This is a genomic window from Nocardia sp. NPDC052112 (assembly GCF_040680135.1).
In the GTDB taxonomy this organism is placed as follows: Bacteria; Actinomycetota; Actinomycetes; order Mycobacteriales; family Mycobacteriaceae; genus Nocardia.
Window position 1 is genome coordinate 93,961 of the sequence record NZ_JBFAWD010000013.1, and the last position, 23,030, is coordinate 116,990.

Here is a 23,030-nt window from a genome sequence, read left to right on the forward strand (position 1 = left end):
GAAACCGATCAGCGCCGACGGATGGTGCGCTGCACCCCGCGCATCTTGGCGCCCGCGGGCATCGGCCCCTTCGGCAGTGCGGGACCGGTGCGCGAACTCAGCGCGGTCAGCCGACCCTCGATGAGATCCATCCGCTTGGCATCGATATTGCGGGGCAGCTTGGTGAGGTGCTTCTGCAGCTCCTTCAGCGGGATCTGGCCCTCGTCGTTTCCGATGACGATGTCGTAGATCGGGGTGTCGCCGATGAGCCGCGCGGTGCGCTTCTTCTCCTGCGCCAGTAGCGACTTCAGCCGCTGCGGCGATCCCTCACCGATCAGGATGACGCCGGGCAGGCCGATCACCCGATGCACCGCGTCCAGCTGGGTGGTCGCGGCGACACCATTGTTGACCCGCCATTTGCCCTGCAGGTTTTCCAGCACCCAGGCCGCCGCCCCCGCCTGGCCCTCGGCCTTGGCATAGACATTCCGCTGCACCCGGCGACCGAAGATGATGAACGCGACGAGCACACCGAGCAGCAGACCGAGCGGCAGCAGGAACCACTGCAGCCCGAAGATCAGGCCGACCACCAGGAATACGACCGTGATGCCGACGACGGCGCCGATCATCAAGGGCAGCAGCAGCTTGTCTTCCTTGCGCTGCATCTGGAACGCCTGCCAGAGCTGCTGGCGGCGTTCTTTCGACTGCTGCTTGCGGGCCGCCTTCGCCGCGGCCTTCGCTTCCTTGGACGGCGTGCCGCCCTTGCCTACTGCCATGTTCACAGAATAGTGCCACGTCGGGTGGGTCTTCCCACCGCGTCAGTTCATGCCGCGACGCGCGATTTCGCCCAATGCGGTGAGATCCAGATCACCCGAGGTCTCGGTCCACCCCATGGCGCGCAGCTCCGCGGGTGTGCCGACACCGAGCGCGTCGTGCAGGCCGAGGGCGACCGAGCGCGCGAGTCCGAGCAGGGTGTCCGAAGACAGTGGCCAGAGTAGGGTGCGGGTCCAGTTGTCGATCTCGCGCCGTGCCACCGGTTCGCGCCAGCCGAGATCGCGCAGCATGCGTTCACCGGTCGGCGAGATGGGCTGCGCGAGATAGGAATTGCCCGCCAGTTCGACGGACAGTTTGATGTCGTACTGTACGAATTGGACGTATCGATTGCCGGGCGCGGCGATGATCAGCGTTGCCCGGGAAGGTAGCTCGGCAAGGCATTGTGCCAGCGACCGCACGAATAGGTCCCAATCCGTGGTCACCGGCTCACTCATACTCCCCCCGGGGACTCGCACTGGGCCGATCATACGCCGAGCTACCTGAGACACCAGCCGAATCTTTTTGACCGAGTACAACCTTCGCGCCGGCCATAGCAAAAGCAAATTGCCCGTCGGTAGCTCGAGTCCCATGAATTGCCCAGCCGCAGTTGGGGCCGGTGCCGAGCTGACCCAGCAACGATCGCGACGGTCGACATGTGTTCGGCCTTGTGCAGCCATGATCGCGGCGACTTGCGAGGATCGACCCATGCCCGCCGAGACCTATGACGTGCGCCCAATCGGCCGCGTGCGCTCCCCACTGACCGATCCGGCGCAGGCGCCGAAGCAAGGCGACGAAGGCGCGCCGCCCGCCGAGATTGTGCTGGATCCCGCAGTAGTGGCGGGCACGGCGGGCTTGCGACCCGGCGCTGAGATTTTGGTCTTCACCTGGTTGCACCAGGCGGATCGGGAGGTGCTCGCGGTGCATCCGCGCGGCGATCGCACCCGCCCGGTCACCGGGGTGTTCGCAACACGCGCCCCACATCGGCCGAATCCGATCGGGCTGCATCGAGTCACGATCGCCGATATCGCCGGGCCCGTGCTCACCGTGCACGGTTTAGAAGCGATCGACGGCACGCCGGTGCTGGATCTGAAGCCGGTCCTCGGTCCGACCGCGCAGCGCTGAGTGACACCCCCGGTTCCGGGGTCTGGACTATCGACCAGCAGCGGTCGATAGTTCTCAGGTGACTCTGGGTTCGATGCTGTTGCGTGGGTTGACCGGGGTGCTATCGGTACTCGGGATGCTGGCGCCGGTGACGGCGGCGGAGCCGGTCGGAGTGCCGTTTCAGTGGTCGCAGAGCTTCATCACCGCGCCGGACGGCACCCGGCTGCACGCCGATGTCCTGCGCCCGCAGGGCATCGCCGCGGATACCCGCACACCGGTGGTGCTGACCGTGAGCCCGTATCGCTCGCATACCGCCTACCTGAGCGTGCCGCGGCTCGAGGGTGGACCGTCCACCGACGACCTGCACGTGGCGCTGTTCCTGAACGCGGGCTATACCTACGTCATCGTGGATCTGCGCGGCTACGGCGGCTCGTCCGGATGTCCGGATTTCGGTGGGCCGGGCGAACGGTCGGATGTGACCACCGCCGTGCAATGGGCGGCGGGGCAGCCCTGGTCTACCGGTCGGGTCGGTATGATCGGCACCTCCTACGAGGCCTGGACCGGCATGATGGCGCTGGCCGACAAGCCCGGGGGCCTGGCCGCCGTCGCGGCATTCGGACCGGATGTCGATCCGTACTCCTATATGTACATGCAGGGCGTCGCCTGGAAGTTCTCCGGCAAGCCGGTCACCGAGCAGGGCATTCGCCCAGCCGAAATGACGGGTTTCGAACATCTGCTCATCGCCTCTACACCCGGCCGACCCGACGACTCCCCCGAATACCAATCCAACGCCGTCCAGACATCGCCCCAGTGCTACGAGCAACTCGCGGCGAACACCACCGACCACGACCGGACCACGCCCTTCTGGCGCGAGCGCGATCTCGTGGAACAGTTGCGCGGCAATACCATTCCGCTGTTCGTCGGCCAGGGCTTTCTCGATTACAACACCCGGGCGTATCGCATCTTCGACGTCTGGAATGCGCTCGGCCCCGGCGAGCACCGCGCCTGGTTCGGCCAATGGGGTCACAGCGATTGCGACAGCAAATGCGGCGCGACGGATTTCGATACCGAACTACTCGCCTTCTTCGACAGACATGTCGCCGACCGCGATATCGAGGTGCCCGGCCCACGCGTCACGGTCGGCCAATTCGATGGCGGCTGGCGCTCCGAAACCGCATGGCCGCCCGCGGATTCGCGCCGCATTCCGATCGACCTGCGCACCGGCACCTATACCGATCGCGGCCTGCTACCCGGACCCGATCGCGAGATCTGGTCCATTTCCGAACCGCTGAGTATCACGGCCCACATCTCGGGAATTCCGACGGCAACGCTGCGCCTGTCCGGTCCGCCGACCGCGACGGCGGCGGTCGAGCTGTTCGATATCGCTCCCGACGGCCGCGGCACCATCATCACCCGTGGCATCGCTCCGGTCGCCGACACCGCCGATATCAGACTGCTGGCACAGGACTGGCCGATCAGCGCCGGGCACCGTCTCGGCGTCCGTATCACCGATGTCGTCGACGATGTCTGGTCCCATGCCGCCGCCAATGCCCAGGTCACCGTCCTCGCGGCCCGTCTGGATCTGCCCCTGCTCAGCACCCCGCGTACCCCCGACCTCAGCGGCGGCACCAGTGAGGCCTGGGCGAAGTGGCGCGACCAGAAGGTCCGCGCACTCGGGCTCGACGTGTTGAACAATGCAGTGATGCCCATGAATCTGCCGACCGAGACCGGCCCTCGATGACCGGTAACGCCACACCGACCCACACCAGCCCGGTGGTCGTCGACACCCACGTCGCCGAACGCCTCGCGCAGGCCCTGCGCTGCGCGACCGTGTCCTACGAGCATCCGGACGCCGCCGAGCCCGCCGCCGTCGATACCGAACCCGGCGACGCCGAATTCCTCCGGTTGGGCGCACACCTGGAACAGTCGTTCCCGCTGGTACACGCCGAACTGGAATTGGAGCGCTTCGGGCACAGCAGGCTGTATCGCTGGCCGGGCGTCGTGCCGGATCGGGTATCGGCGATTCTGCTCGCCCATCAGGATGTGGTGCCCGTCGATGATCTGCGTCGGTGGACGCATCCGCCGTTCGCGGGCGTGGTGGATGACGAATTCATCTGGGGTCGTGGGGCTATCGATGACAAGAGTCGGTTGATCGCGATTCTGGAGGCGGTCGAATCCGCACTCGCCGCGGGAATTCGCCCGCGGCACACCATCTATCTGGCATTCGGGCACGACGAGGAGGTGTTCGGGGATCACGGTGCGGTGCGAATGGCGCAGCGGCTACGCGAATCCGGTGTGCACGCGGATCTACTGCTCGACGAAGGCGGCGTCATTCTCGACGATATCGCCGACGACATAGACCGACCGGTGGCCTCGATCATGGTGGGCGAGAAAGGTTACGCGACCGTTCGCCTTTCGGTATCGGCGGTGGGCGGGCATTCGTCGATGCCCGGCAAGCAGACCGCGGTCGGCCGGATCGCCCGCGCGGTGGGCCGGATCCAGGATCATCCGATGCCGCTGCGGTTGACGCCGGTCGTATCCGACATGGTCATCAGGCTGCGGCAGGTGATGCCCGAATATCGCCGCCGCCTGCTCCGCTTCGCCGGACTGGCCACACCGGTGATCACCCGGATACTCGCGGCCCGTCCACAGACCGAGGCGCTGGTGCGCACCACGACCGCGCCGACGGTCATCCGCGGCGGCGTCAAACCCAATGTGCTGCCACAGCAGGCCGAGGCGCTGGTGAATTTCCGCATCCTGCCCGGCGATTCGGTGGCATCGGTGCTCGAGCACTGCCGCAAGGTGGTGCGCGATCCGGAGGTGCGGATCGAACTCGTCGGCATGACTTCCGAGCCCTCCCCCGGCAGACCGCCCGGCCCGGCATTCGACATGATCGCGAGCCTGGCCGAGTCCGTCGTCCCTGGCATCGCGGTGACCACCGGCATCGTCCCCGGCGCCACCGATTCCCGGCACTACGACGATCTCGCCACCACCCGCTGCAACTTCGCCCCGATCCTGCTGAGCCAGGCCGATGTGGAAACGATCCACGGAACCGACGAGCGCATCTCCCTGGTGAACTACGCTCGGCTCATCGAGTTCAATCGGCGGCTGATCGATCAGCTCGCGGCGCCGCCACGTAACCAAGGAGCCGATGCATGACAACCGATCCGACGACCGGCGAGTCCCCTGAGCCGACACCGGCCACCGACGGCGAATTCGACGGCATCGGCAGCCGAATCGCTTGGCGGGCTTGGCTTCCCGATAGCACCGCACGCGCGGTGATCGTGCTCGTGCACGGCGTCGCGGAGCATTCCGGCCGCTACACCCATGTCGGAAAGCGCCTGGAGGACAACGGTTTCGCGGTCTACGCGCTCGACCACCTCGGCCACGGCAAGTCGGCGGGCAATAACGCGAATATCGGTTCCATGGCGAGCGCCGCCGACAACGTGGTGGAGATGCTGAAGATCGCGAGCCGTGAACATCCGGATGTGCCGCGGTTCCTGCTCGCGCATTCGATGGGCAGTCTGATCACGCTGTATCTGGCGGTCCGGGCACCGATCGACGTCGACGGCATCGTACTGTCGGCACCGCCGCTGGATATCGCCGTCGGCAATCCGCTGCAGCGCCTGCTCGGCCCAGTGCTGTCCCGGTTCGCGCCGAATATCGGTGTGCTGAAACTGGATTCGTCGATGATCAGCCACGATCCCGAGGTGATCCGCGCCTACGACAACGATCCGCTGGTCTTCCGCGGCAAGCTCCCGGCCCGCACCGCGATGGAGATGCTGAGCGCCACCGAATTCGTCAAGAGCCGTCTGGACAAGCTCACCGTGCCGGTGCTGGTGCTGCACGGCACCGCGGACGCCATCGCGGCACCATCGAGCACCGACCTGATCGAGCGTGGCGCGGGCTCGAAAGACCTCACGGTGATTCGCTACGAGGGCCTCTACCACGAGGTTTTCAATGAACCCGAACAGGACAAGGTGCTCTCCGATGTCCTGGAGTGGCTGGAGGCCCACGTAGCGGCCGAGTGAACCGCGCTAGCGATAGTTCGTCAGGCAGTTCTGCTCACCGTCGAGGACTCCGGTGCGGAACGCCTCCAACCGCTGGAAGCCGCTGGCCACCACCTTGCCGTCCACATCGCTGGCGACCAGACCGTCGGCGAGCAGTCCGGAGACCGCCTCGTCGAGGTCGTTCGCCGACAGCCGCGGATCACTGCCGGGCTCGCTCAGCTTGGTCGTCACGACGCCGGTGAGGCATGCGGTGCGCAGTCCGGCGGTCTCGGCTCCGGAGATCGAGAGCTTGCGTTCCTGTTGTACGGCAAGGACATAGCGGGAGATGAAGACCGCGAAGGCGTTGTAGTCACCGTCCACCACCGCCGAGAGCGGTTCGTCGTCGCCCTTCATCGCCCCGCCGCGTTTGGCGAGTTCGGGCACATCGGTGCCGATCTTGTTCGAACTCGGGCAGTACGAGACCGGCTCGGTGGCGGTCACCTTCGAGCAATTCTCGGTGATCCCGTTGTAGTCGTACTGCGGCGCCTGCTGCAGCGGGAAGATCTTCGCCAGCGCCTGGCTCAGGCTGGTCAGCGACGCCACGTCGACCGGAAGCTGGGCGTCCTGCTCGCCGTCCACGTATGTCGTGGGCAGGGTGCCCCGGCGCTGTTCGATCTCCTTCTTGTTGATCTTCTTGCAGCCCTGGGTGCCATCGGTGTAACCGATCTGCACCGCGGTCACCCGCTCGAAAGCGGAGCCGTGCACATTCTTCGGGTTATCCGGATCGGTATCGCGCACGGCGATGGTCGCGCCGAGGACCGCATTGAGCCCGTCGGTCATATTCAGCGTGAAATGCGCCGAATTCCCTTCCGCCACATGGCGCAGGAAGACACCGGCCAGGCAGTCGGCCTGCTGCTCCTTCACCAGCGTCCCGGTGAAGAATCCGGCGATCTTGGCCTGGCCCTGGATCGAGTGACCGTATTCGTGCGCGAGCACCATCACGATCGCCATATCGCTGTACTTCTCCTGCAGCAGCGGCAGCAGCACACCGCGATCCCACCCGATGGTGTGGTCCACGCTGCAGTAGGCCGCGTTGACCAGATGATAGGTGCTGGACTTGCAGAACTTGATCGCCTGCTCCTTGGCTGCCTTGGCATCCCAGGAGATGTAGCGGCTCACCGGCTTGAAGGTGCCGGGAAAGTTCTTGCCGTACTCGGTCTTCCAGAAATCTTCCAGATCGGCGATGGTGTTGAGGGCGAGTTCGTCGACCGCGCCGCCGTCGCCGTTCTCCGCGGTGAGCGGTGCGTCCGGAACACCCTTGCGCGGGCCGCTCGGCCCATTGTTGGAGACCGCGCCGGTGAGGTCCCACGGATTGTCCGCGGTCACCGCGCTCGCCCCTTGCTGGCCGGCCTTGCCGTCGCAGCCGACCAGCGCCGCAGCGACCAGCATCAATACCGCGACCACCCCGAACCGCAGCCGTCTTGTCCTCATCAGGTCTTTCCTCCCCGAACTCACTCGGGGTCCGTCCTCGGCGAACCCCGACCCGATGGGTGCGCGTATCGCATACGCCTGCCCGTCGAGCGATCACATGGTAATCGCAGAAACCCCTGCGCGCGTATACGTCCGAGCGCATTCGCCCGTCAGGCGTTCAACTGCACCTGTGCCAGTATCGCGCGATGATCCGATCCCGGAATGCTCAGCGAGCGGACCTCCGCCGCCGTGCCGTCGGCGACCAGAATGTGGTCGATACCGATCACCGGACCCCACCGGCGATCCGCCGGATAGGTGAGCATCGGCCCGGCACCAGCCTGATCCGCCGCCGCGACGAATCGTCCGCGCAGCAGCGCACGGAATGCCGAATGATCGCGGGTGGCATTGAAATCCGCGCCGACGATCGCGGGACCCTGTTGCGCGTCCAGTATTTCGCGAATCCGGTCGAGCTCGGAACTCCACGCCGGGAAGTCGACCGATGGCGGCACCGGATGGAATGCGAACACCGCGACCGCCCCGCGTCGTGGATGCTCCATGGTGGCGGACAGATTGTTCATCCAGAAACCGTCGTATTTCTTGGTGTCCCGTAACGGATATCGGCTGTAGATCCCGGTACCGTTGCCGCCCCCACGGGCCTGCAGGAACTGATGTGGCAGCAACTCGTCGATTCCGGCCGCCGCGAGTCGCTGCGCGAGTTCCGGCGTCAACTCGTCGATGGTGAGCACCTCGACCCGGTGCTCCCGCACGGCCCGAACCACCGCCGCCGCATCCCCCCTCCCGAACAACAGATTCGACTGCATGACCGAAACTTCCGGCCCACTCGCCGCCCGCCCCTCCGGCACGAACATCGGCACCTGCGTCCACAACACCGCCGCGACGAGCACCCCGGCCGACACCGCACTCTTCCATCCCCGCGCGATCAGGAACAACACCAGCCCCAGCACCGCCGCGAGCATCAAATACGATGCCCCCGACGCCAACAGCACCGGAACCTGCCGCCGCCACGTTCCGAAATGCAGCACGATCCCGAGCACTCCGGCCGCCGAGGCGCACCATCCCAGCCCGAGCAGCACCCGGTCCACCCACTTACGCATGCCCAGACCCTAGCCGGCACCGATGGAGACCAAGTGCGGCGATTGTGGAGACCCCATGGATGCGCAGGCCTCCTACACTGGCCAGCAGAGAGTGAGGTGGTTCCGATGTATGTCGAGGAGTTCACAGCGACCGGCGCGCTCACTGCCGATACAGCCGAAGACCTCGCGGCCACCGCGGGCCGGTTCACCTCGCAAATCACCGTGACCTGCAATGGGCACACCGTGCTGACACCGGTGCTGCCGTGGTGTTGGGACGAATTGCGGGTGCGCGCGGGAAGCACGGTATCGGTGACCGCCGAGCGGGGGTACCGCCCGCTCGACGATGAGGACCGCATTGCGCTGCGCGAATTCGTGCGCCGCTTCCAGATGCTGACCGCGGTCGGCCCGGCGCGGCTGCCGCTCAGTGGCGGTGCATCTGCTCGACGAGCACGGCGGCGTCCGTGGTGAGCGAGCCTCCGGCGAAAGCCAGTGTGGCCAAGGCACGTTCGGCCGCGGCCGGATGGCCCGCGCCGCACGCGTCGGTCACCAGGATGGGCAGGTAGCCCAGGTCCAGACTGTGTCGGACGGTGGGTTCGATGCCGACCTCCATGGCGATACCCGCGATGGCGAAGGCGTCGATCCCTAAGTCGCGCAAGGCGATATCGAGCGGCGTCGCCGCGAAAGCGGACATGGTGATCTTATCGATGACCACCTCGTTCGGACCGGGCGTCAGCTCGGGGACCAGCTGATACTGCGGCGATCCCTGCGGGAAGCTGGAATTCACCTCGTTCGGATTGTCGACCCGCTGCCACTCCATGGCCGTACGCAGTTGCGCGACACCGGCCGCCGCGGGCGGCAGTGACATGTGCCGGGTGTAGAAGACGCGAAAACCGTTCTCCCGCGCCGCATCCCGCAGCTGCACACAGGTCTGGACGATCTTGTCGCCGTCCGGCAGCTGCCGGACGATGCCGACCTGCATGTCGTAGATGAGCAGCGCCATCCTGGTCGGATCGCAAGCATCCGGGAGGGTCTGCGGAATGCTCAGACCGTAGGCGTATTGCATCAGACCGACACCACCTTCGTCCGGTCGTAGGGCTCGGCGACATCGGCGGACGGATCCATCAGCGCCTCCAGCGGTAACGGCGCCTGCACCGGAACGTAGGTCCATTCCAGGTGACCGGCCTTGGTCAGCGGGAAATCGTCGACATAGCGCTTGGCCTCCTCGACGCTGTCGACCTCGAAGACGATCACCACGCCCGGCTCATCGGCGCGGGCGTAGTTCTCGCGCACGATGCCCGCCTTCCACAGCCGCCACACATTGGCGACCTCTTCGGGGAGATAAGGGGTGATGGTCTCCATCGTCACGCCGGGCTTGAAGCTGTCGAAAACGATGACTTTCATGGGAATCGAACTCCATGTCTGCAGAATGTGGTGCGGCCGCGCCGCAGTGCGAGTTCCATGTAAGTCCGATGATTACAGTGTTACAAGAACGCACTTTTTGGTGAGTACCGGGAGGCGAGCGATGCCGGAGAAGCGCTACTACTGCGCGGTGGAGGTGACCGTCGACCTCATCGACGGCAAATGGAAGCCGGTCATCCTGGCCCACCTCAAGGAGGGTGTGCGCCGCTACGGCGAACTGCGGCGCCTGATGCCGAGCACCAGCGAGAAAATGCTCGTCCAGCAGTTGCGCGACCTGGAGACCGACGGCCTCATCCGCCGCACCACCTTCGATACCGTCCCGCCCCAGGTCGAATACGATCTGACCGAGGAAGGCTGGAGCCTGGTCCCGGTCCTCACCGCCCTCTACGAATGGGGCCGGAAACGCGCCGACCGCGCCGGTATCGCTCTGCCCTGACCGACCTCAGCCCCCGAAGACGCGCTCCACTACCGCTTTCGCCCGCCGCGTGACGCGCATGTAGTTGTCCAGGAATTCGCTGCCGTCATCGTTCGGCCACCCCGCGACCCGCGCCACGGCCGATAGTAGACGGCCAGGGCCGGGTAGTTGATCAGCGGGCTTGCCACGCACCAGCACCAGCGCGTTGCGCGCCTTGGTCGCGGCGATCCAGGCTTCGCGCAACAGTGAAACATCTTCGACCGCAAGCAATTTGGTCTGCTCGATGACATCGAGGGATTGCAGCGTCGAGGTATTGTGCAGTGCGCGCACATCGTGGGCGTAGCGCAGCTGCATCAGCTGCACGGTCCATTCGATATCGGCGAGGCCACCGCGCCCGAGCTTGGTGTGGGTCGCCGGATTCGCACCGCGTGGCAGACGCTCGGCATCCACCCTGGCCTTGATCCTGCGGATTTCGCGCACCGCCTCCGCCGATACCCCACCCTCGGGATAGCGCACCTTATCGATGGTGCGCAGGAACCGGACACCGAGGTCCTGATCCCCGGCCACCTGATGCGCCCGCAGCAGGGCCTGTACCTCCCACGGCTGCGCCCACTGCTCGTAGTAGGCGGCGTAAGCGGCCAGCGTGCGCACCAGCGCACCGTTGCGCCCCTCCGGGCGCAGTCCCGCGTCGACCTGCAGCGGCGGATCGGTACTCGGCGAACCGAGCAACCGCTGCACCTTCTCCGCGATGCCGATCGCCCACTTCACGGCCCTGGTCTCGTCCGCGCCCGGACGCGGATCACAGACGAACAGCACATCGGCATCGGAACCGTAGCCCAGTTCCAAACCGCCCAGTCGCCCCATGCCGATCACCGCGAAATCGGCCGGCGCCGGTGTCCCGAGTTCGGCCTCGCTGGCCCGAATCACCGCGCGCAGTGCGGCTTCCAGCACCGCGACCCACACCGCCGACAGTGCCCGGCACACCTGCGGCACGTCCAGCATGCCGAGTAGGTCGGCCGAGGCCACCCGCGCCAATTCGTGCCTGCGCAGCGAACGAGCTGCGGCCACCGCCCGTTTCGGATCGTCGTAGCGCGCCGCCGCGGTAAGGATCCCGCGCGCGACATCTTCCGGCTGCGGGCTGAGCAATAGCGGCCCGCCGGGTCCGTCGGCATACATCCGAATCGTGTCCGGGGCATTGATCAGCAGATCCGGCAGATATTCCGAAGAGCCGAGCACGATCATCAGCCGCTGTGCGATCGCGCCCTCGTCGCGCAATTCGCGCAGGAACCAGATCTGATCGTCCAGCCCCTCCGAGACGCGCCGGTAGGCGAGCAGTCCGGCATCGGGATTCGGTGTGTCCCCGAGCCATTCGAGCAGCGTCGGCAGCAGCAGTGCCTGAATCCGGCCCTTGCGCGATACCCCGCCGGTGAGCGCTTTCAAATGGCCGAGTGCGTTTTCCGGCGCCGCGTAGCCGAGCGCCGCCAACTGCCGGATCGCCGCGTCCGGGCTCAGCCGCAGCGCGTCGGGATCCATCTTGACCACCGATTCGAGCAGTGGCCGATAGAAGAGTTTGGCGTGCAAACGCCGCACCCGCACCGCATTTCGGCGAATCTCGGTGCCGAGCACACCGACCGCGTCCTGCCGTCCGTCCGGGCGGATATGGGCGGCGCGGGCCAGCCAGCGCATGCCCTCCTCGTCATCGGCGGCGGGCAGAGTATGGGTGCGCTTGAGCCGCTGCAACTGCAGCCGGTGTTCGAGCAGACGCAGGAATTCGTAGGAGGCGGTGAGATTCGCGGCATCGTCGCGGCCGACGTACCCACCCGCGGCCAATGCCGTCAGCGCTTCCACGGTGTCCTGCACGTGCAGGGTCTCATCCACCCGGCCGTGCACCAACTGCAGAAGCTGCACGGCGAATTCGACATCGCGCAGGCTGCCGTGGCCGAGTTTGAGTTCACGCTCGCGCAGATCGGCGGGGACCAGATCCTCCACCCGGCGCCGCATCGCCTGCACATCGGCGACGAAGTCGGGACGCTCGGCAGCGGTCCACACCATGGACATCAGCGCGTCGCGGTACTGCTCCCCCAGCGCCAGATCGCCGGTCATCGGCCGCGCCTTGAGCAGGGCCTGGAACTCCCAGGTCCTGGCCCAGCGCTTGTAGTACGCGATATGCGAGTCCAACGTGCGCACCAGCGCACCCGCCTTGCCCTCGGGCCGCAGCGCCGCATCGACCTCGAAGAAAGCCGCGCTGCCCACGCTCATCATCTCGGCGGCCAAGCGGGTGGCGATGGCATCGGCCGGTTCGGCCACGAAGACGACATCGACATCGCTGACGTAGTTGAGTTCGCACGCACCGCTCTTACCCATGGCGATTACCGCCAGCCGCACCGGCACCGGTCCGTCCTTGCAGACCCTGGCCACCGCCACCGCCAGTGCGGCGGTCAATGCCGCGTCGGCGAGATCGGTGAGGTGGCGGCCGACCACCTGATACGGCAGCACCGGCTCGTTCTCCACGGTGGCCGCCAGATCCAGCGCGGCCAAGAGCATGAGTTGATCGCGATATCGCTTGCGCAGCAGTGGAATTGCCTCGGGACCGGATTGCTCGGCCCGGTGCAGTACGGCATCGGCATGCGGACTCTCGACTGGTACGGCTTGCACCGCCGCGAGCAGGTCCGCGATCAACTCCTCGCGCGCGGGAAGCTTGTCCCGCAGCAGAATTCGCCATACGGCCGGGTCGGCGACCAGATGGTCGGCGAACGCGCTCGACGATCCGACGAGTGCGAAAAGCCTGCCGCGCAAGGCGGTATCGCTGCGCAGCGTCGAATCGAGCTCGGACCAGTCATCGCCGAGCGCGGCCTGCAGCCGCGTCAGCGTCAGCAGTGCGAGGTCGGCATCGGGCGCGCGGGACAGCGCCCACAGCACCGGAATGCTGTCGATATTGTCCCAAGCCAACTCTCGTAACGAGGCGGCGGCGGTCGGCTCGAGCAAGCCGAGCCGACCGACACCAGGGACAGCTGAACGAGCAGACGGCGGCCGGACCATAAGTCCAACTTAGTTGCCCGATCATCGGTTTCCACCAGGCACGGTGGAAAGGAGTCGTAAACGTAGCCGATTCGCCGGTTTAACCGACTAGAGGCCGAGGTACTCCTTCAGCTCGTACGGCGTCACCTGGCTGCGGTAGTCGGCCCATTCCCGGCGCTTATTACGCAGGAAGAAGTCGAAGACGTGCTCACCGAGCGTCTCGGCGACCAGCTCCGAGCGCTCCATCGACTGCAGCGCCTCGTCGAGCGTGCCGGGCAACTCGCGGAAGCCCATGGCGCGCCGTTCGGCGGCGGTCAGCGACCACACATCGTCCTCGGCCTCCGGCGGCAGCGTGTAGCCCTTCTCGATGCCACGCAGACCGGCCGCGAGCAGTACGGCGAAGGTCAGATAGGGGTTGCAGGCCGAATCTGGGCTGCGGATCTCGACGCGACGCGAGGATGCCTTGTTCGGGGTGTACATCGGCACCCGCACCAGCGCGGAACGGTTGGACCGACCCCACGAGGCCGCGGTCGGCGCCTCGCCGCCGTGGATGAGTCGCTTGTAGGAGTTCACCCACTGGTTGGTGATCGCGCTGATCTCCGGAGCGTGCTCCAGGATGCCCGCGATGAACGCGCGGGCGGTCTCCGAGAGGTTGATCGGATCATCGGGATCGTGGAACGCATTGGCCTCACCCTCGAACAGGCTCATATGCGTGTGCATGGCCGAGCCCGGATACTGGGCGAACGGCTTGGGCATGAAGGTCGCGCGCACACCCTCGTCGATGGCGACTTCCTTGATCAGGTAGCGGAAGGTCATCACGTTGTCGGCCATGGACAGCGCGTCGGCGTAGCGCAGGTCGATCTCCTGCTGTCCCGGGGCGCCCTCGTGGTGGCTGAACTCCACCGAGATGCCCATCGACTCCAGTGCGTCGATGGCGTGGCGACGGAAGTTGGGGGCGGAATCGTGTACGGCCTGATCGAAGAAGCCGCCGGAATCGGCCGGGGTCGGCATCGAGCCGTCCTGCGGGCCGTTTTCCAGCAGGAAGAATTCGATCTCCGGATGCACGTAGCAGCTGAACCCGACGTCACCGGCCTTGTTGAGCTGGCGCCGCAGCACGTGCCGCGGGTCGGCCCAGGACGGCGAACCGTCGGGCATGGTGATATCGCAGAACATGCGCGCGGAGTGCTGGTGGCCCTTGCTCGTCGACCACGGCAGCACCTGAAAGGTCGAGGGATCCGGCCGCGCCACCATATCGGCCTCGGACACCCGGGCGAAGCCCTCGATGGCCGAGCCGTCGAAGCCGATGCCCTCTTCGAAGGCACCCTCTAGCTCCGCTGGAGCGATGGCGACGGACTTGAGATACCCCAACACGTCGGTGAACCAGAGACGCACGAAGCGGATATCCCGTTCTTCGAGCGTCCGCAGCACGAATTCCTTCTGGCGATCCATGTCGCCGAGCGTAAGCATCTGGCGTTAAATCCGTGTTACATACGCGCTTAGGGATTGCAATCCCATCATTCGGAATGAAACGCACGGGGTACAAGATCGCTTGACGAGCACACGATCAGCAGGTCAGACCGGCCTCCGGGACCTTCAGATCGGTGAGGTAGGAGATCACCGCGTCGTCCAGGCACTGATCACCGGCGACCAGCGCCGCGGTGTGTCGGGTACCCCGATAGGTGATCAGTGCGGCACCCAGCTGGTTGGCCAGGTCGACACCGGCCTGATACGGCGTCGCGGGATCCTCGGTGGTCGAGACCACGACCGTCTTCGGCAGACCCGGCGCCGAAACCTTGTGCGGTGTGCTGGTGTTCGGCACCGGCCAGATGGCGCACAACTCCAGCGGTGCGGCCCCGGTGCCGCGACCGTCGTCCAGGAACGGCGCCGCCTTGCGGTATTCGGAGTCCTGTCGGCCCGCCACCGCACGATCGCTGATCGGCGGATCATCGACGCAGCGGATGGCGTTGAAGGCCTCTTGCGTGTTGTCGTAGTTGCCGTCGTCGCGGCGACCGTCGTACAGATCGGCGAGCTTCAGCAGCGTGTCACCCCGCCCGTCCCGCAATTCGGACAGGCCGAGGGTGAGCACCTTCCAGAAATCATCGGAATAGAGCGCCTGCTGCACGCCGGTGATGGCATCGCTGTAGCTGAGTCCGCGCGGATCGGTGGTCGCGGCCGGTTTGGTCTCCAGCGGATTCACCAGCGCACGGAACCGCGCGACCGCCTGGGCCGGATCGGTGCCGAGCGGGCAGTCCGCCTGCTTGGCGCATTCGGCGGCGTAGGCTTCGAACGCCTGCTGGAAGCCCGCCGCCTGCCGCAGCGATTCCTGCACCGGATCCTGCGATGAGTCGACCGCACCGTCGAGTACCAGGGCGCGCACATTGTCCGGGAACTTCTCGGCATAGGCCGAGCCGAGTCTGGTGCCGTAGGAGTAGCCGAGGTAGCTGAGTTTCGGATCGCCGAGTACGGCACGGATCACGTCCATATCCTGAACCACCTCGCGGGTGCCGACATGGGCCAGGAATTCCGTGCCGGTGCGCTCGACGCAGTGGCCGACGAACTGACGGTTCTCGTCCTCGGCCGTGGTGATGCCCTCCGGGGTGTTGTCGGTCGGCGGTTCGGCGCGTTCGGCGTCGTTCTGCTGTGCGGTCAGACAGGCGACGGTCGGGATCGAGGAGCCGACACCACGCGGATCGAACCCGACCCGGTCGAAGCGCTCGGCCAGCGGCGTCTTACCCGCGATACCCGCCATCGACAGGCCCGATACCCCCGGCCCGCCCGGGTTGAGCAGCAGGGAGCCGATGCGCTTGCCGCTGGCCGGGATTCGGGCCAGCGCGAGCTGCGCGGTCATGCCGTCGGGCTTGGCGTAATCGACGGGCACGGTGATGCGGGTGCATTCGGTATTGGGCGCGGGGCGGTCGTCGGGGGAGCCGAAATCATCGCAGGAACCCCAGTTCGCGGTCTGGCTGTAGAACTTCTCCAGGCCGGCGGGTGGTGCGGGCAGCGGACTACCCGCCTCGTCCGTGGATGCGCTGCATCCGGCCGCCACCACTGCCAACGCCACCGCGACCAGCACACCGCGTGACCCACTACGCACCACAGACATGTGGAAGATCCTGGCATGCTCGCCTCACCGTGCTCCCCGCCTCCCCGGATCTTTTGCTGCCTCGAGCCTTGGTCACCTGGCCGACGGTCGTCGCGTTGGCATTGTGATGTGACCAATTGCACCGCCCTTGGCCTTAAGCGGGCCGGATACGCGGTGCACACTGAATGTTGTCAAGAAACCCGGGGACCCGGACGGGCCTCGAGGCGACAACCACGAAAGGGACGATGATGTCCGTATCCGAAGCGGAAACCCCTGCCTACGGCGCTGCTCCGGCCGCTGGCAAACCGGCAAGGCGCAAGACGCGGGTACCTCATCTGCAGCAGATGAAGGCCGAAGGCGAGAAGTGGTCCATGTTGACCGCCTACGACTATTCCTCCGCTCGCATCTTCGAAGAGGCCGGTATTCCGGTCCTGCTGGTCGGCGACTCCGCCGCCAACGTCGTCTACGGCTACGACACCACGGTGCCGATCACCGTCGACGAACTCATCCCGCTGGTCCGTGGTGTGGTCCGTGGTGCACCGCATGCGCTGGTGGTGGCCGATCTGCCGTTCGGCACCTACGAATCCTCGCCACAGCAGGCGTTGGCCACCGCGACCCGGTTCATGAAGGAGGGCGGTGCGCACGCGGTCAAGCTGGAGGGCGGTGAGCGCGTCGCCGAGCAGATCGCGCTGATCACCTCGGCCGGTATTCCGGTAATGGCGCACATCGGGTTCACCCCGCAGAGTGTCAATACCCTCGGTGGGTTCCGGGTGCAGGGTCGTGGCGACGGCGCCGAACAGCTCATCGCCGATGCCATCGCGGTGCAGGAGGCCGGTGCGTTCTCCGTGGTGATGGAGATGGTGCCCGCCGAACTGGCCGGCCAGGTGACGCGCAAGCTGACCATCCCGACGATCGGCATCGGTGCCGGCGCGGAATGCGATGCGCAGGTACTGGTCTGGCAGGATATGGCGGGCTACACCAGCGGCAAGACGGCCAAGTTCGTCAAGCGGTTCGCCCGGATCGGCGACGAATTGCGTTCCGCCGCAGCCGCTTATGCCGACGAGGTGCGTCGAGGCACCTTCCCCGGCCCCGAGCACAGCTTCTGAGTTCACGATGACCGGCCGAGCGGTGCACGCACCAGCAGCGCTGCTCGGCCGACCCGTGCAACCGATGCTCGACTGGGCTACCGGAGTCCTCACCGATCGCGGCGTGAAAATCGTTGGGAAGCCGGAGGAAACGCGACGGCGGCCATGGTCGTTGCTCGTGCGCATCCCGACCGATGCGGGCCCGATATGGTTGAAGGCCAATGCTCGTGCCGGTGCGCACGAGGGGGCGTTGCTCCAGGCGCTGGCACGGCTGCGCCCCGGCAGTGTGCTCGAACCCCTTGCAGTGCAGCCGGATCACGGCTGGTTCCTCAGCCCCGACGGCGGTGCCACCGCACGGGATTGCGCCGCCGCGTGGACCGAGTTGGTCCGCTACTACGCCGACCTCCAGTTCGCGATCGGCGATCACATCGATGAGCTGCGTGCCACCGGCACACCGTATCTGCCACCGTCCCGACTGATCACGGTGTACCGGCATTTCGAACCACGCGTCCCGGGCCTCGGCGAGACGATCGCCGAAGCCGCGGCGCGGCTCGCCGAATTCGGCAGGCTGAGTATCGAACACAATGATCTGCAGCCGGGCAATGTGTTCACCAATTCCGAGACGAACACGCTGTTCGACTGGGGTGATGCGGTGATCACCCACCCATTGCTGTGCTGGCGCGTACTGCGCGGTCCGCACCGCACCGAGTACCTGGACCAGTGGCAGCAGCACGATGCCGTCACCGATACCGAAATCGCCCTCGCCGACCGACTGGCACCACTGGTCGCCCTGCATCCGTGGCGCACCATCGATGCGTCGCCACCGCGCTTCGCACGCTTTCTGAACGGCTTGCTCGACGAGCTGCGCGCGGGCTTTGACCAGGCTTGATCGGTGGCGCCCGGCAAACTCGTGCGGGCCACACGCGGCAAATAATGGCAGACTCGAAGCCGACAATACCGACACGAGCAGAGGTACCGATGCCGCAACCCCGTTGGATTTCACGCTGCACGCTACTGGTGGCGGGCGTTTTCGCCGCGGCGGCGCTCACCGCCTGCGGGAACGACTCGAGCCCCGCGCCCACCGGCAGTTCGAGCTCGACCACCGGATCGGCGACGGCCACCAGCGCGGGTAAGACCACCAGCGCACCGCCGACGACCCTGGAGATCTCCGACGCCTCCGCCACCCAGCTGTGCGACATGATCCGCCCGGAGCTGTCGAATTGGCGGGTGCAGGGTCCGACGTTGGGCCGGATCGGGCTCAATGCGCTGGTACACGAATGGGCGCTGCGCAACGGTGGCATCAACGGGCATGTGCTCGCCGATAAGGCGATGATCGACCGGATCACCACCAAGAGCTGCGCCGATGTGCACCAGCAGGCGATCGAGGCGCTGGAACTGCCCGATCTGGCTTCGGGGCTTGCCTTCTGATGCGCACTCTCTACCCCGCGATCCAGCCGTATGAAACCGGCATGCTCGATGTCGGCGACGGCCATTCGGTGTACTGGGAGATCAGCGGCAATCCGGACGGTAAGCCCGTGGTGTTCCTGCACGGCGGACCCGGCGGCGGCACCGAACCGTTCCACCGGCAGTTCTTCGATCCAGCCGCATACCGGATCGTGCTGTTGGATCAGCGTGGCTGCGGACGGTCCACCCCGCATATCGCGGACGGGGCCAGTCTGGCGACCAACACCACCGGGCATCTGATCGCCGATATCGAAGCGCTGCGTATTCATCTCGGCATCGACCGCTGGCAGGTATTCGGCGGATCGTGGGGTTCCACGCTCGCGCTCGCCTATGCGCAACAGTATCCGGATCGAGTCACCGAGCTGGTGCTGCGCGGGATCTTCCTGTTGCGCCGCAAGGAGATCGACTGGTACTACAACGGCGCCGCGGGCAACATCTACCCCGACGAGTGGGAGAAGTTCCTGGCTCCGGTGCCGGTGGACGAACGCGACAGCGATCTCGTGCAGGTGTATCACCGCCTGCTGCACTCCCCCGACCAGCAGGTCGCCCAAGCGGCCGCCATTGCCTGGTCCACCTGGGAGGGGGCGACGAGTTCGCTACTGCCGAACTCGGATCGGGTGCAGGAGAGCGCCGAGCCGCGGTTCGCGCTGGCATTCGCCACGATCGAAAACCACTACTTCGTCAATGGCGGATTCCTCGCCGAGGGACAGCTGCTGCGCGATATCGACAAGATCGTGCATATCCCAGCCGTCATCGTGCAGGGTCGCCACGATGTCGTCTGCCCGGCGACCAGCGCATGGGAATTGCACCGCGCCTGGCCCGGTTCGGTACTGCATATCGTCGACGATGCCGGTCATGCCGCGGCGGAACCGGGAATCACCCACCATCTCGTCGAAGCAACCGACGGATTCGCGAAGGTGAGCTGATCATGGTCAGGGCCGGAACCGCTGTCGTAACCGCACTGCGCGACGACGTCGACCGGCTGCTGGCCGCCGAACCGGACGTCCGTGCCGACGCCTGGGATTCGGTGCACCAGATGCGGGTTGCGACGCGCAGACTGCGCAGTGTGCTGCGCTCCTATCGCACGCTCTTCGAAGCCACGCCGATCGCCGAGATGCAGCATGAGCTGAAGTGGCTGGCCGATCTGCTCGGTGTGGCGCGGGATGCCGAGGTGCGGGCGGAACGGTTCACGGCGCTGCTGGCCGCACATGCGCCGCAGGGCGAATTCGCCCGGCTCGCAACGAAATCGACGGTTCCGAAGGCGGCCGGCAACGGCCATATGCCCGCCACAACGGAGCAGGTGCGCACCGAATTGGTCGACGCGGAACGCGACCGGTACACGAGCGCGCATGCGGAGATTCTCGACGCCCTCGATCAACACCGCTATCACGCACTGCGCCATCGTCTTTCGGCCTGGCGCACCGAGCCGCCGCTCGATGCCGACAAGTCGAAACAGTCCGCCGCCGAGGTCTTCGAACGCATCCTGCGCAAAGATCGCAAGCGTCTGCGGCGGCTGGTCTACGCCGAACCCAGCGTCTCACCCGCCGAGCGCGTCGAACTGCTGCACGATATCCGCAAGGGCGCCAAGCGCCTGCGCTACTCGTGCGAAGGCGCGACCGATGTACTCGGCGGGTCCGCGAAGGACCTCGGTGCCGACGCGAAACGCCTGCAAACCGTACTCGGCGACCACCGCGACGCCGTCGAATCCCGCGAAGCCATCCTGGCCCGTGCCGCCGAAACCCACGCCACCGGCATCAACGCGACGATCTATGAATTCCTCGCCGACGCCGAGGAAATCGCCGCGGGCGAAGCGCTGGCCAAATACCCCGCAGCCGCCGCCTTCGTTTCCGGGTGAGATACCGGGTTCGGGGCCTCGATTCAGGTCGACCTTGCCGTTCGGGAGGAGGATCGGCATGGTGAGCGCGGGGGAAGCGAGGTTGGGTCGCGCGGATCGCCTCAACACAGACCAGCGAGTTTGTAGAGCACCAAAGAACCGGCGACAGCGACGTTGAGGCTGTGCCCCGTGCCGACCATCGGGATCTCGACGGCCATATCCAGCAATTCCAGCCCCTCCGGTGGGATACCGGTGGATTCGTGGCCGAGCACGACGACGGTGCGTTTGCGCGCGACGGGCAGATCGGCGAGTCGAACGGATTCGTCGGTGAGTTCCACGCCAACGATCGCCGACCCCCCGTCACGCTGACGCTGCAGCCATCGATCCACCCGCCCGTCGATCCAGTGCACACACTGGCGATGGCGCAGCGTATTGCCGTGGCCGAGCGCATCGGGCACCCAGGGACGGCGTGGCACCGCCATACACGCGCCGACCGCATCGCAGGTACGAAGCAGCGTACCGAGGTTGACACCGTGTTTGGGCCAAAGCGGTGCCGCGAGTAGATGATTCCAACAGCCGTGCGAGCGCTGACGGCGTTGGCGGCGGATTTCGGGGCGGGTGCGTACCCGCGCGGCCGTCATCGGCGCGCGGGAATCCCCTTCCCGAGGGCGCGGAGGTCGTGGCAGACAAGGAATTCCATCACGGTGATGCTTCGCGGCGCATCCGGGCCATCGACGTGGCCGGTCATCCGAACGACCGGCCCTACGGTCCCAGCATACCGTCGGTGCGACCGCGCGCCGAAGCTAGGGCCGCAGCACCGACACCAGGAACTCGGTCTGGTCGTACACCGTCTGCTCGAAGATATCGTCGAAGTAGACATCGAAATGCCCTACCGGATAACGCTTTACGATCGCGTGCTTGGTGCGTTCGGCGGCGCGCAGGGTCGGTTTCGGCGGTGCGATGCTGTCGTTGTCGGCGACCGCGTAGAAGACCGGCATCTTCAATGCCTTGGCCCGGCGCCCAGGGGAATCGAACAGTGTCGAGAATGCGACTCGGGCAGCGACTTTCGGTTCGTAGGTCTCGCTCTCCTCGGCGAGCCTGCCGAAACCTTCCGGCACATCCGGTGCGCTCATCAGCGCCGCCGCCCGCTTGCGCCCGGCCAGCCGGATGCCGATGGGCTTGCGCCGGATCGAACCGACGAGCAAATCGGTGGCCGCGAGGGTGGCCACCTTGGTCAGGCTGGTCGGACCCTTGGCTATGGCCGAGGCCCAGCCGCTGGTGAACGGTACCTGGGCGACGACGGCCGCGATGTAGTCGTCGTCGGGCGCGACCGCCAACACATGGCCGCCGCCGAAAGAGGTGCCCCACAGCGCGATTCGGGTCGCGTCGAAGCCGCGCAGCGTGCGCGCGTAAGCGATGGCCGAGCGCCAGTCCTCGCGCTGCCGGGCGATGTGTGGCAGCTGACGCGGCGCACCCTGACTGGCCCCGAAATGCCGGTAATCGAATACCAGCACGCCCATTCCGGCGGCGGCGAAGCGCCGGGCGTACCTATCCAGTCCCATCTCCCGGTTTGCGCCGAGACCATGCCCCATGACGACGAGCGGGCGGGGCTTGGGGATGCCGGCGGGCGGATACAGCCAAGCAGCGCACTGCTCGCCACCCGAGGGAAAACTGACCTCGACACGTTCCATGGCACCTCACCGTACTGTTCGGTCCGCACTTCTGCCCCCCGACCGGTCATGAGGTCAGGCCAGTGATCAAGGTACCCCTTGATCGAAGTAGGCTAAACGCTGCGGACGAGTTGGCCGGGCGGCCGCGGTGACGGGAACGGGCACACGAGTGCCGCAGCCTGTCGCCGAGGAAAGTCCGGACTCCACAGAGCAGGGCGGTTGCTAACGGCAACCCGGGGTGACCCGCGGGAAAGTGCCACAGAAAACAGACCGCCCATGATCCCTCGGGATCGTGCGGTGAGGGTGAAACGGTGCGGTAAGAGCGCACCAGCGCCCCGGGTGACCGGGGCGGCTAGGTAAACCCCGCCCGGAGCAAGGTCGAAGGTCGCATCGTTCGCGGTGCGGCTGCGCAGGTGTTCGAGGGCTGCTCGCCCGAGCCTGCGGGTGGACCGCTCGAGGCACCCGGCAACGGTGTGTCCAGATGGATGGCCGTCACCCGGTGAGAACCGGGGACAGGATCCGGCTTACAGGCCAACTCGTCCGCCCCTGCAATCCGGTGCTCGCCGGTGCCATGATGGAAGTGGACCGCTGAGCCGGAAT

General features: G+C 66.3%; 22 protein-coding genes and 1 other RNA gene. 12 read left to right on the forward strand and 11 right to left on the reverse strand.

Features of this window, described 5'->3' with window-relative positions:
- Positions 1 to 8: 8 nt before the first annotated feature.
- Positions 9 to 752: a DUF4191 domain-containing protein gene (locus tag AB0L58_RS24785; RefSeq protein WP_364390013.1), complete on the reverse strand. Its 744-nt coding sequence runs from the start codon at positions 750 to 752 to the stop codon at positions 9 to 11.
- 42 nt (positions 753 to 794) lie between these two features.
- Positions 795 to 1,244: a hypothetical protein gene (locus tag AB0L58_RS24790; RefSeq protein ID WP_364390014.1), complete on the reverse strand. Its 450-nt coding sequence runs from the start codon at positions 1,242 to 1,244 to the stop codon at positions 795 to 797.
- Between the two features lie 250 nt (positions 1,245 to 1,494).
- Between AB0L58_RS24790 and tsaA the strand changes: the two genes are divergently transcribed.
- Genes tsaA through AB0L58_RS24810 form a run of 4 tightly spaced genes read left to right on the forward strand, consistent with a single transcriptional unit; the run spans position 1,495 to position 5,921 of the window.
- Entirely contained in the window at positions 1,495 to 1,911 is a 417-nt protein-coding gene (gene tsaA / locus AB0L58_RS24795; protein WP_364390015.1) for a tRNA (N6-threonylcarbamoyladenosine(37)-N6)-methyltransferase TrmO, read from the forward strand.
- 58 nt (positions 1,912 to 1,969) lie between these two features.
- Entirely contained in the window at positions 1,970 to 3,631 is a 1,662-nt protein-coding gene (locus AB0L58_RS24800) for a CocE/NonD family hydrolase (RefSeq protein WP_364390016.1), read from the forward strand.
- Positions 3,628 to 5,049: a M20/M25/M40 family metallo-hydrolase gene (locus AB0L58_RS24805; RefSeq protein ID WP_364390017.1), complete on the forward strand. Its 1,422-nt coding sequence runs from the start codon at positions 3,628 to 3,630 to the stop codon at positions 5,047 to 5,049. The genes AB0L58_RS24800 and AB0L58_RS24805 overlap by 4 nt, the downstream gene beginning before the upstream one ends.
- Complete coding sequence (locus tag AB0L58_RS24810) at positions 5,046 to 5,921, forward strand: lysophospholipase (RefSeq protein ID WP_364390018.1); 876 nt, start codon at positions 5,046 to 5,048, stop codon at positions 5,919 to 5,921. The genes AB0L58_RS24805 and AB0L58_RS24810 overlap by 4 nt, the downstream gene beginning before the upstream one ends.
- 6 nt (positions 5,922 to 5,927) lie before the next feature.
- Here AB0L58_RS24810 and AB0L58_RS24815 read toward each other — a convergent pair whose 3' ends face one another.
- Positions 5,928 to 7,370, reverse strand: coding sequence for a metallopeptidase (locus AB0L58_RS24815; RefSeq protein ID WP_364390019.1), 1,443 nt, complete (start codon positions 7,368 to 7,370; stop codon positions 5,928 to 5,930).
- Between the two features lie 149 nt (positions 7,371 to 7,519).
- On the reverse strand, positions 7,520 to 8,464 hold the full coding sequence (locus tag AB0L58_RS24820) for an endonuclease/exonuclease/phosphatase family protein (RefSeq protein ID WP_364390020.1): 945 nt from the start codon (positions 8,462 to 8,464) through the stop codon (positions 7,520 to 7,522).
- Between the two features lie 105 nt (positions 8,465 to 8,569).
- Here AB0L58_RS24820 and AB0L58_RS24825 point away from each other — a divergent pair, with 105 nt between their 5' ends.
- A complete protein-coding gene (locus AB0L58_RS24825) occupies positions 8,570 to 8,911 on the forward strand; it encodes a hypothetical protein (RefSeq protein WP_364390021.1) in 342 nt (113 codons plus the stop codon).
- On the opposite strand, the gene AB0L58_RS24830 is transcribed toward AB0L58_RS24825, so the two are convergent.
- Positions 8,865 to 9,506, reverse strand: a complete 642-nt coding sequence (locus AB0L58_RS24830) for a cysteine hydrolase (protein ID WP_364390022.1) — start codon at positions 9,504 to 9,506, stop codon at positions 8,865 to 8,867. The two genes, AB0L58_RS24825 and AB0L58_RS24830, sit on opposite strands and share 47 nt — an antisense overlap.
- Complete coding sequence (locus AB0L58_RS24835; protein ID WP_364390023.1) at positions 9,506 to 9,844, reverse strand: hypothetical protein; 339 nt, start codon at positions 9,842 to 9,844, stop codon at positions 9,506 to 9,508. Before AB0L58_RS24835 ends, AB0L58_RS24830 begins: the two co-directional genes overlap by 1 nt.
- Before the next feature lie 121 nt (positions 9,845 to 9,965).
- On the opposite strand from AB0L58_RS24835, the gene AB0L58_RS24840 reads away from it, so the two are divergent.
- Positions 9,966 to 10,298, forward strand: a complete 333-nt coding sequence (locus tag AB0L58_RS24840; protein ID WP_364390025.1) for a helix-turn-helix domain-containing protein — start codon at positions 9,966 to 9,968, stop codon at positions 10,296 to 10,298.
- Positions 10,299 to 10,304: 6 nt separating this feature from the next.
- Here the strand turns inward: AB0L58_RS24840 and AB0L58_RS24845 are convergent, their stop codons facing one another.
- From AB0L58_RS24845 to AB0L58_RS24855, 3 genes are all read right to left on the reverse strand, one after another.
- Positions 10,305 to 13,316 (reverse strand): bifunctional [glutamine synthetase] adenylyltransferase/[glutamine synthetase]-adenylyl-L-tyrosine phosphorylase, encoded by a 3,012-nt coding sequence (locus AB0L58_RS24845; RefSeq protein WP_364390026.1) that lies wholly within the window; start codon positions 13,314 to 13,316, stop codon positions 10,305 to 10,307.
- An 87-nt stretch (positions 13,317 to 13,403) separates the two neighbouring features.
- Positions 13,404 to 14,744, reverse strand: a complete 1,341-nt coding sequence (locus AB0L58_RS24850; RefSeq protein ID WP_364390027.1) for a glutamine synthetase family protein — start codon at positions 14,742 to 14,744, stop codon at positions 13,404 to 13,406.
- A 115-nt stretch (positions 14,745 to 14,859) separates the two neighbouring features.
- On the reverse strand, positions 14,860 to 16,398 hold the full coding sequence (locus AB0L58_RS24855) for an alpha/beta hydrolase (protein ID WP_364390028.1): 1,539 nt from the start codon (positions 16,396 to 16,398) through the stop codon (positions 14,860 to 14,862).
- 227 nt (positions 16,399 to 16,625) lie between these two features.
- On the opposite strand from AB0L58_RS24855, the gene panB reads away from it, so the two are divergent.
- From panB to AB0L58_RS24880, 5 genes are all read left to right on the forward strand, one after another.
- Positions 16,626 to 17,483 carry a 3-methyl-2-oxobutanoate hydroxymethyltransferase gene (panB, locus tag AB0L58_RS24860; protein WP_364390155.1) on the forward strand — a complete coding sequence of 286 codons (858 nt, stop codon included), beginning with the start codon at positions 16,626 to 16,628 and terminating at the stop codon, positions 17,481 to 17,483.
- A 7-nt stretch (positions 17,484 to 17,490) separates the two neighbouring features.
- Positions 17,491 to 18,351, forward strand: a complete 861-nt coding sequence (locus tag AB0L58_RS24865) for a hypothetical protein (protein ID WP_364390029.1) — start codon at positions 17,491 to 17,493, stop codon at positions 18,349 to 18,351.
- A gap of 89 nt (positions 18,352 to 18,440) precedes the next feature.
- Positions 18,441 to 18,890 (forward strand): hypothetical protein, encoded by a 450-nt coding sequence (locus tag AB0L58_RS24870; RefSeq protein ID WP_364390030.1) that lies wholly within the window; start codon positions 18,441 to 18,443, stop codon positions 18,888 to 18,890.
- Positions 18,890 to 19,852 carry a prolyl aminopeptidase gene (gene pip / locus AB0L58_RS24875; protein ID WP_364390031.1) on the forward strand — a complete coding sequence of 321 codons (963 nt, stop codon included), beginning with the start codon at positions 18,890 to 18,892 and terminating at the stop codon, positions 19,850 to 19,852. Before AB0L58_RS24870 ends, pip begins: the two co-directional genes overlap by 1 nt.
- 2 nt (positions 19,853 to 19,854) lie before the next feature.
- Complete coding sequence (locus AB0L58_RS24880; protein ID WP_364390033.1) at positions 19,855 to 20,781, forward strand: CHAD domain-containing protein; 927 nt, start codon at positions 19,855 to 19,857, stop codon at positions 20,779 to 20,781.
- A 101-nt stretch (positions 20,782 to 20,882) separates the two neighbouring features.
- Here the strand turns inward: AB0L58_RS24880 and AB0L58_RS24885 are convergent, their stop codons facing one another.
- Both AB0L58_RS24885 and AB0L58_RS24890 read right to left on the reverse strand, forming a co-directional pair.
- Positions 20,883 to 21,401 carry a TrmH family RNA methyltransferase gene (locus AB0L58_RS24885; protein WP_364390034.1) on the reverse strand — a complete coding sequence of 173 codons (519 nt, stop codon included), beginning with the start codon at positions 21,399 to 21,401 and terminating at the stop codon, positions 20,883 to 20,885.
- A gap of 162 nt (positions 21,402 to 21,563) precedes the next feature.
- On the reverse strand, positions 21,564 to 22,451 hold the full coding sequence (locus AB0L58_RS24890) for an alpha/beta fold hydrolase (RefSeq protein ID WP_364390035.1): 888 nt from the start codon (positions 22,449 to 22,451) through the stop codon (positions 21,564 to 21,566).
- Between the two features lie 106 nt (positions 22,452 to 22,557).
- On the opposite strand from AB0L58_RS24890, the gene rnpB reads away from it, so the two are divergent.
- Positions 22,558 to 22,973: RNase P RNA component class A (gene rnpB / locus AB0L58_RS24895), an RNA gene on the forward strand.
- The last annotated feature ends 57 nt before the right edge of the window (positions 22,974 to 23,030 follow it).